At 34.4% G+C, this 8,681-nt stretch carries 5 protein-coding genes and 1 pseudogene; 2 read left to right on the top strand and 4 right to left on the bottom strand.

Translation table 11 applies throughout. The annotated features are described in order from the left end of the window. Nucleotides 1-43 precede the first annotated feature (43 nt). Both ACTHSL_RS08460 and ACTHSL_RS08465 read left to right on the top strand, forming a co-directional pair. Nucleotides 44-3,394: a CDP-glycerol:glycerophosphate glycerophosphotransferase gene (locus ACTHSL_RS08460; protein ID WP_440381068.1), complete on the top strand. Its 3,351-nt coding sequence runs from the start codon at nucleotides 44-46 to the stop codon at nucleotides 3,392-3,394. A 21-nt stretch (nucleotides 3,395-3,415) separates the two neighbouring features. After that, entirely contained in the window at nucleotides 3,416-4,648 is a 1,233-nt protein-coding gene (locus ACTHSL_RS08465; RefSeq protein WP_440381069.1) for a hypothetical protein, read from the top strand. A gap of 561 nt (nucleotides 4,649-5,209) precedes the next feature. On the opposite strand, the gene ACTHSL_RS08470 is transcribed toward ACTHSL_RS08465, so the two are convergent. From ACTHSL_RS08470 to ACTHSL_RS08485, 4 genes and pseudogenes are all read right to left on the bottom strand, one after another. Further along, a complete protein-coding gene (locus ACTHSL_RS08470) occupies nucleotides 5,210-6,580 on the bottom strand; it encodes an XcbB/CpsF family capsular polysaccharide biosynthesis protein (protein ID WP_440381070.1) in 1,371 nt (456 codons plus the stop codon). 2 nt (nucleotides 6,581-6,582) lie between these two features. Further along, nucleotides 6,583-8,022 carry an AMP-binding protein gene (locus ACTHSL_RS08475; protein WP_440381071.1) on the bottom strand — a complete coding sequence of 480 codons (1,440 nt, stop codon included), beginning with the start codon at nucleotides 8,020-8,022 and terminating at the stop codon, nucleotides 6,583-6,585. A 7-nt stretch (nucleotides 8,023-8,029) separates the two neighbouring features. Beyond that, complete coding sequence (locus ACTHSL_RS08480; RefSeq protein WP_440381072.1) at nucleotides 8,030-8,260, bottom strand: acyl carrier protein; 231 nt, start codon at nucleotides 8,258-8,260, stop codon at nucleotides 8,030-8,032. 319 nt (nucleotides 8,261-8,579) lie between these two features. After that, nucleotides 8,580-8,681: pseudogene (locus ACTHSL_RS08485) on the bottom strand (IS1595 family transposase); the annotation flags it as partial.

Raw genomic sequence — 8,681 nt, forward strand, 5'->3', positions numbered from 1 at the left:
ATTTAGAAAACTTCTTCGAGATCCTAAATTATTTTTTAGGGATATGTATAACAAGAGAAGTATACAGATCAAAAAATATTTACTGATAAAATACAACGGTACGCAACAATATACAGTTGTTTCTGCTGTGTATAATGTTGAAAAATATCTAAATGATTACTTCTCTAGCCTGACGAAACAAAGTCTGAATTTCAAAAAACATATCCAACTGATTTTGGTGGATGACGGCTCGACCGACCGTTCGGCAGAAATTATCAAACAATGGCAAGCTAAATTTCCAAAAAATATCCATTATTTTTACAAAGAAAACGGCGGTCAGGCTTCGGCTCGCAATTTAGGTTTGCAACATGTTGAAACCGAATGGGTAACATTTATAGACCCAGATGATTTTGTCTCTCCTGATTACTTCTATAAAACAGATACTTTCTTAAGTAAAAATGCCAATATCAGCATAGTGGGTTGTCCATTAGCCTTCTACTTTGAAGATAAAGACATGGTGAAAGATACACACCCCTTAAAATATCGTTTTGCTAAAGGGGATGTTGTCTTTCCATTATCTAATCTAAAAGATCACCTGCAATTATCTGCAAGTACTGCTTTTTTCAAAATTGATAATATCCGTAATGCACATATTTATTTTGATGAGGCGATGAAACCTAGCTTTGAAGATGCAAAATTTGTTACCGATTATATTCTAAATACTGATTTATCAACTAATGCTGCATTTTTATCAAAAATTAGTTATTTTTATCGAAAACGTTCTGATGGCTCATCCACTTTGGATGGAGCATGGCAAAATCCATTACTATTTTCTAGAGTGATTGAAAAAGGCTGTATTGAAATTTTAAAAACAGCTAAAAAGAAATTTGGAAACATTCCTGAACATATTCAAAGAATTGTCCTATACCATATCATTTGGTATTTTGGCCGTATCGTAAACAAACCTGCAGCATTGTCACATCTAAACGAAGAGCAAAAAAAGCATTTCATCGCCCTACTACATGAAATGTTTTCGTATATTGATGAAAAAACAATCCTTCGCTTTAATTTGGCAGGAACATGGTTTTTTCAAAAAGTTGCCTTGCTCGGTTTATTTAAAAATACAGCACCTAAAAGTCAAATTGCCTATATTGAAGATTTTGATTTAAAAAAGAAACAAATTTTGGTGAAATATTTTTCAAATTTCCCAATTATCGAACAATGGATGATTAATGGTAAGGAAATATTCCCTAAATACCAAAAAGAGGTTGTCTATGACTTTCTAGGCAGTTTATACACTAAAGAATACCGTACATGGCTTCCTTGTCACGACATGGGCGATTTAGAACTTTTTTTAGCCGGTAAAAAAGCTAAATTAACATTCTCAGGAAAACAATTTGACAAACTACCAATCGAAACAGTATTCACTTCATTCAAACAAAAATCCACGGTTAAATCGAATGACTGGATTTTAATGGATAGGGACAATCAGGCCGATGATAATGCAGAACACTTATATCGTTATATTAGTGAAAATCATCCAGAACAAGATATTTATTTTGCCCTGAAAAAAACCTCCTCTGATTGGAAAAGGCTCGAACAAGATGGGTTTAATTTGCTTGAATTTGGCTCATCTGCATTTGAGAGTAAATTAAAAGACTGCGCAAAAATCATCAGTAGTCATGTTGATGGATATATCACACATTATTTCAAAGATAATTCCCTGTTAGATAAAGACTACGTCTTTTTACAACATGGCATCATAAAGGATAATTTATCAGGTTGGTTAAATACCAAAAAAATTGCTTGTTTCGTTACAGCAACAAATCCAGAATACCATTCTATTGTGGACAACACAACTGCTTATAAATTTGGTAAAAAGGAAGTTAAGCTAACGGGCCTCCCTCGTTATGACCGTTTACTCATCAATAACAATACCAAATCTAAACAGATTTTAATTATGCCAACATGGCGTAGCTCCATTGTAGGCACATATATTTCAGGTACAGAACGAATAAGAAACCCTGATTTCATGAAAACTAACTATGCCAGACATTGGCATGGCTTCATGAATCACGCCATATTAAAAGAACTAAATGACCAAGGTTATCAAATTGTCTTTGCACCACATCCAAGTATTCAGGAATACATGGATGAGTTCACTGTGCCTGACTTTATTAAAATCTATAGCTATTCAGAAGGTAACATCCAATCCGTCTTCCAAAATACTAGCATCTTGATTACAGACTATTCATCTGTTGCATTTGATGTAGCCTACTTGAATAAAGCTATTTTGTATTATCAATTTGATTATGATGAAGTATTCTCGAGTGGAAATCACACCTATCAAAAAGGTTATTTTGACTATAACCGAGATGGTTTTGGTGCAGTTGCTTATAATGAAACAGAACTTCTGGCAGCATTAAAAGATCTGGTAGACAATCAAGCTAAAGTACCGGATTTGTATCAAACACGCATCGATAAGACATTCCAATTTAGGGATTCGAATAATTGTGAGCGTGTCTACCAAGCTATTCTTGACTTAGATAAACCTGAATTATCAAATGATCTAAACTATATAGAGAAAATGATTCTTCAAGTTGAGAACTTAGGTGAATGGGGTGTTGCTGCTTCACGAATTGCTGCTATATTGGAAAACAGTTCTGATTTAACATCAGAAGAAAGGGCAAACTATATTAATAGATATTTGAATGCTCTATTTAAAGGTAACAAATTTATTGTATTGTTGAATTGGTTAGAGAAACATCCAACCTCTGATGCTGACTACTGGAGAGCCAAAGTCAGTCTCCAAATTGGCAAACCTACTTTAGGAATTAAATATTTTTCTAAAAACAATATTGGTACTTTAGAAGATAAATTAATTGCTATGTTGGCAGCCTCTTTAGAGAATAATGTCAAATCAGTAAAAAAACTGAACCAATATATTTCATCCGGGCTATCGAAACATTACCGTCTAATTCAATTATTAGCTGAAAAAATTCTTAAAAAAGAGTATTTTGTTGCTCTTGCCCTGGTTGAGACATTATTGACTAAGTTTTTTACGGTTGAAGATAAAAAGACCTTTAAGCTGGAACTTTTAGCAAGCTATCTCTGTATGCGCTTAAACAATTTCCAACAAGCTCATAAATATCTAGTACGTTATGAAGGGCATCAAAGAGATGATATTGCATGTCGAATTGCCATTGCACGTTTGGCAAAACTGCGTCAAAACGGTGAAAAACTGTTTACTCAGATTAACCGTGCCTTTGGCCAAGATTTATTAATGATGCCGCAAGATTTGGTTCCCGCCTACCTGCAGGAACTGCATAATCAAGGTAATACAGCAACTGAAGAGGCATTGCTCAAACAATTTACAGAAAAGTACCCGGATAGCAAAACTATTGCCTCATATTAAGGCAGCCGTTAAGGAAGAAAAATGAACGAACAAATTTTTACTGCCAGTAATGGCATCGAAGTTATTTACCGACATAAACCAAGCAAATATGACTTTAAACATTTAATTGTCATATTTTCAGGTTTTCTCAATGCAAAGCCTGGTAATTATGACTTTATTAATGCTCTGACGGACTGCCCTGCTGACGTTATTTGGATTAACGATAATTTCCAAGGAATGTATTCCTATTATCTGTGTATAGATATGGATTTTCGGGTTAAAGAAGCCGTACAGGAATTTATCCAATCTCAAATAAATCAACGTAATCTATCTCCTGAAAATGTCACCTTTACTGGATTTTCTAAAGGAGGGAGTGCAGCCCTTTATCATGCCCTAAGCATGAACATCAAAAACATTGTGGTTACTGTACCTCAGCTTCATATCGGAAATTATGTAGATAATTTCTGGAAATCAGTTGCTACCCATATGATGGGAAAAAACTATCAAAAGGCTCAAATAGATTATCTTGATAAACTAATCGTTAACCTATTGAAAAAAGATCAAGATTTAGACAAGAATATTTATTTACTGACCTCGGAAGCCGATATCCAATTTCCAACCGAGATCCAACCGCATTTAGATGATTTCCGCAAATATCGGAATTTCAACTTGTTAAAAACTTATTCGGCATTTGTCCGAGAGCATAATCAGGTTACATCGCATCATACCGCATTGTTGCTTGGAATTTATTATGCATTAGCTTCAGAGGCGACTCCCCGATTTAATCAAGGCGAAGTCAATTTCTTTGGCACTCAACCAATACCCAAACCGAATGTAGCGAATCCAACTCCTTATGTAGATGTTAGAAACTGTGAATATAAAGACAAGATTCTATTTATAGAAGGTATTGCAATATTAAGAGGGGTACACATATCCAATTACAGCGATGTACAGTATGAACTGATTCTTCATAATACTCGTACTCGAGAAACATACACCAAAGGTTTAGCAAAACTGCATCGTCCCCACCTAACTAGAGAGCTATTTGATGGTGATTTTGTAATCTATGACAAAGGCTATTTCACAACACTTGATTTAAAAGGCATCGATATTTCTGACTTACCAAAAGCAGAATATCAACTGTATATTGCAATTAAATCTGGAGAGTACTATTCAAAACTGGCATTAAGCTCACAAAAAACATTAACAAAATCCTCTGATACCTTTAGTTTTAACAGTAACTCATCTTTGGCAATACTTGAACTATTTAAATAACAAGACTTTGAAAATGTTTAATTCATTTTTTTCTATACACGATACTGTTATAGACTTGCAGGATTTTAAGCTGGTTAAAAAATACTCTATTTATTGATAGGTATTAACATTCTTACACGACTAAATGCTAAAGAATACTCCAATAATATTGATTACAAGTTAATTATTGAAGGACAATTAGGCAAAAGCGCAAACCGGTTGGAAAACCAAGCGTGATTTGGCATAGATGATGGAAAACTCATGGCGTTGGGTCAGCAACAACCCGAACGACGATTAAGTTGACCTGATACAGGCCGAGACCTTTGCAATAACATAGGTTACTAAAATTTTATACTCAATCTCATTTTCAAAATGCAAAACCTTTCTGATTTTTCCTACTTTTTGCTCAATATTAGGAAGGTTTTAGTCAATTGAAATTTTTTTGCGCATTTTTATGCGTCAAATTTCGTTAACAGACTATTTTTGCAAAGGTCTCAGGCCGTCTGAAAGAGATGTTTTCAGACGGCCTTTACTATTGGATAGCTGCACTAATCAAATTCTACCATCCATTTACTTCAGATCTTAATTCAAATTAATGTCTGAATCAGTGATATGAATTCCTAACAACAAATTATTAATAATAGTATGTATTAAAAATGAAGCATTACTTGGAAAATCAGTATGTTTCCGGATTTTCTCAAAATCAAATTCATATAATACGATTGCGGGCAAAGATCGTTTAAGTTCTTTTATATCTGGATAAAACTCCGAAACCTTAGCAGAGGAAATAACCACTTGATTATCAAAATTATGATTAATTCTAGTAGGTAGTTCTTTAAATGTTTCCATAATTGGTTTGCGAATTGAATTTAAATACAAAGGATCCTTACCTTTATAGTAATTATGGTTACCTAAAAAAGGATCAATAGCAAAAGTTTTATACTCCCCAAGCAATCCATGATAGATTGCACCAGTACCTCCTGAAGAGTACCCTAAAATTATTATATTTCCCTTTTCTACTCCATAAATATTCATTAGGCTCTTGATAAAACGCTGAATATTATCTTCAATATTTTCATCAAACTTGGTATTTAAACCATGACTACCGAATGCATCAGCTACATCAGCTACACGAATAATATAGGTATTAGGCATAATACTATTAGCAATAAATGGAAATGGATGACTATAATACCTATCTAGCATATTTTCATTACTTTTATGTGTATACGAAAATAATACTAATAGGTTCTTCTTATTAGAGTTAATGGATTTAGGTGCTTCAACAGTATAAAGTACATTTTCCAACTCATGGAAAGAGTCTGGGAAATAAGCTAAAAGATCTTTATAACTGTGCTTGTTCACACGACGGAATACACTTACACCCATTTTGTATTCAACAGCTAAAAAGCCTCTATTATTTAGCTCATAAACATAATCACTTAGACCATGATTCCGAGCATAGCTTAGGAAAAACTCATTACTGCCGCCTTTAACACCAATGTATTCAACTTCCGGCTTATCCAAGTACTCGACTAAATTAATGCCTTTATTTTTTTCAACATTCAGGATGAAGCACAGTTCGCTGCCAAGATAAATGGAAGTAACTTCCAAAATCTCACTGAATTTATCCTCAATTTTTGCCCAATTGGCTTCAGCAAATTTAAAAGACAATACTGTCTTTTCTTGATTAACCGATTGTGGGTAACTTCCATAAACTTCTGAAATATATTTTAGAAATTTTGGAAAAATAGAAATTTTAGAAACCTTGCTCTTATTACGCTCAATAAAGTTAAAAGTTTGACCTGATGTTGAATAGCTGACGCTGACAAAATAGTCGTTCAACAGAAAATCAAACACTATACTTTGATTGTTATAAATCCAAGCGTTAACCTTTTGAGGATCAATCTTGGCTTTTCGTAAGATATTTTTCTGAATTTGATATAAATCCATTTTTATAAACCCTGCTGATATTTTTCCAACAATGCTTTTTTGTCGGTTTTGTGGTTGGTGCTGACCGGAATTTCATCAATCTTGATAAATTCAGACGGCATCATATAAGACGGCAGATTTTTTGCCAAAGCTTCCTTGATAATCGTGGATTCGGTTGCTTCTTTTGAGGTGTAAAAACACACCAATCGTAATACTGTGCCGGTATCGCGTTTTAATGCGATGACTGCTGCGTTTTCAAATCCGAATTGTTTTAAATCTAAAATTTTTTCTTCTATTTCAGATAATTCAATCCGGTAGCCGTTTAATTTAATCTGTTCGTCCCTGCGTCCCAATACATAAAATACATTGTCTTTTACAAAGCCATAATCGCCTGTTTTGTATGTTCTGGTTTCATCGTCGTGAATAATAAGGCGTTTGGTATTTTCGACTTCATTATTCAAATAACCGCGCATAACATGGATGCCGCTAATCCAAATTTCCTCATCGACAATGTTCAAATCTGAATTTAAGACGGCATAGCCGACCGGCAATTCTTCTTCAGCCTCCAGCATTTCCCGGGTAATATCGATGTAAGTAGTTGCCACTGTTGCTTCAGTAGGGCCGTAGGTATTAATAATTCTTGCCTGAGGGAATTTTTGGAAAATCATTTTGACAACCGGTTTTCCTAATTTTTCTCCACAAAAAAGAAATTCTTTCAAAGTTGGAATATTTTGCTGATTCAATTTGGGATTGAGCAATTGCTGCATGGCGAACGATGGGGTTGAAACCCATGTCGAAATCTGTTGCTTTGCTAAGAAATCCGTCCAAGTGCTTGAATTGGCGATGTCTTCACGGCTGTTTAATACTATGCATCCACCGTAAGCAAGATTACCAAATACTTCATACATAGATAAATCGAATGCAAACGGCGCTTGATTCATAAAGATGTTGGGTTTTGCCAAATTAAGTTGCATTGTCATCCATTTCATTAGGTTGAATACTGCTTCCCTGCCGATTTGGACACCTTTAGGCTGCCCGGTAGTGCCTGAAGTAAACATGATGTAGGCCAGATCTCGTTCGCTCAGTTCGTACTCTTCGTCGTTTTTCTTCTCGAACGAATCATTTTCCGCACGGTAAACGTATTGTGCCTTGGATAAATTGCAGATATGTTCCAAGCGCTTTTCAGGATAGATACTGTCTACCGGAATAAAAGGAATTTTATTTAACAAGCAGGCGTATATAGCTATAACAAAATTTATTTGTTTATGGCCGTGCACAATTAAAGGGATATTTTTGTTGATGTTGGCAATTTTTTTATATTTGTTAAGAAACTCATCCATCCGTTTGAGTAGTTGCTCCCATGAGCAATTTTCTTGGGAGTTGGCAATGGCGATACCTGATGTGTTGTTGAACAGATATGCTAAATAATCTTCCAAGGAAGAAAAATCTGTTATGCTTTTCATATTTTTCTTATCCTTTGTAGTTTCGCTCTACAAATTCAATGATGTTGGATGTATTTGCAAATATATTCACTACTTGTTCGAATGGAATTTCAATATTGAATTTTTCTTGGATGGACAGCATCAAATCCATTGCACTGATCGAATCAATTAAACCCGATGCAAGTAGTTCTTCATGTTCGGATACTTGCTTTTGGGCGGCTTTTGAGACAAGAGCTAATACTTCTTTTGAAATTGACATTTTGAATATCCTTGAGAATAAAGAGACTATCCTGGATAACCAGGATAATTCCTATTTTACTAATAGCTTTTGGATGAAATTTAAAACTTTTATCTTACTGCTTTTAAAAAACGCCATTCAAATTCCTTCTAATACAACTCCAAATACCTTTGGGGAATGCTGTTAAACTTCCACACATAATGATCAAAAGTTCTCAATTTCATTAATGTTGCTTTGTCATTCAATAAAATATGTACTGAGATCGGAAAATGGCTAAATCCATCCAGATTGATTATATAATAATTTTTGGGGCTATACTAGATTAGCCCTAAATTCCACATCAATCTCGCAAGATTTTAAGCTGTTGGGACGGTGTGCCGAAGTTAAACCGAAATTCGCATTCTTTCAAGAACAGCGGTAAAGATTTGCGATCGATTCCGTT

This window comes from Neisseria sp. P0008.S010 (assembly GCF_051962715.1).
Taxonomy (GTDB): domain Bacteria; phylum Pseudomonadota; class Gammaproteobacteria; order Burkholderiales; family Neisseriaceae; genus Neisseria; species Neisseria elongata.

Coding starts and splice junctions, on each gene's coding strand:
- ACTHSL_RS08460 (WP_440381068.1), top strand. CDS start 44: ATGTATAACAAGAGAAGTATACAGATCAAAAAATATTTACTGATAAAA.
- ACTHSL_RS08465 (WP_440381069.1), top strand. CDS start 3,416: ATGAACGAACAAATTTTTACTGCCAGTAATGGCATCGAAGTTATTTAC.
- ACTHSL_RS08470 (WP_440381070.1), bottom strand. CDS start 6,580: ATGGATTTATATCAAATTCAGAAAAATATCTTACGAAAAGCCAAGATT.
- ACTHSL_RS08475 (WP_440381071.1), bottom strand. CDS start 8,022: ATGAAAAGCATAACAGATTTTTCTTCCTTGGAAGATTATTTAGCATAT.
- ACTHSL_RS08480 (WP_440381072.1), bottom strand. CDS start 8,260: ATGTCAATTTCAAAAGAAGTATTAGCTCTTGTCTCAAAAGCCGCCCAA.